This is a genomic window from Streptomyces sp. GbtcB7 (assembly GCF_019091445.1).
In the GTDB taxonomy this organism is placed as follows: domain Bacteria; phylum Actinomycetota; class Actinomycetes; order Streptomycetales; family Streptomycetaceae; genus Streptomyces; species Streptomyces mirabilis.
Genome location: NZ_JAGXJM010000661.1, coordinates 1 through 235 on the forward strand (window position 1 = coordinate 1; position 235 = coordinate 235).

The window sequence follows — 235 nt, forward strand, 5'->3', positions numbered from 1 at the left end:
GGCCGGGGCGGTGTGCGGGCCGCCCTCCGGACTCTGCCCGGAACCACGTACCCAGTAGGACGCGATCACCCAGCTGCCGTCGTCGGGCGCGATCCAGGTGAGCGTGCCGGCGGTGACGGCGCCAGTGAGGTCCCGGACCGTGTCCAGGTCGGGCCCCGGCTCCTTGCGGGTGGAATTCGCGGTGGTCACCCGGGCCGCATGGAGCAGGAGCAACTGCTGCCGGGTCACGCCCGAG

At 73.6% G+C, this 235-nt stretch carries 1 protein-coding gene; it reads right to left on the minus strand.

What is annotated here, in order from left to right; translation table 11 throughout:
• A partial coding sequence (locus KVT44_RS57160; RefSeq protein WP_217577202.1) for a hypothetical protein occupies positions 1-235 on the minus strand: 235 nt, incomplete at both ends.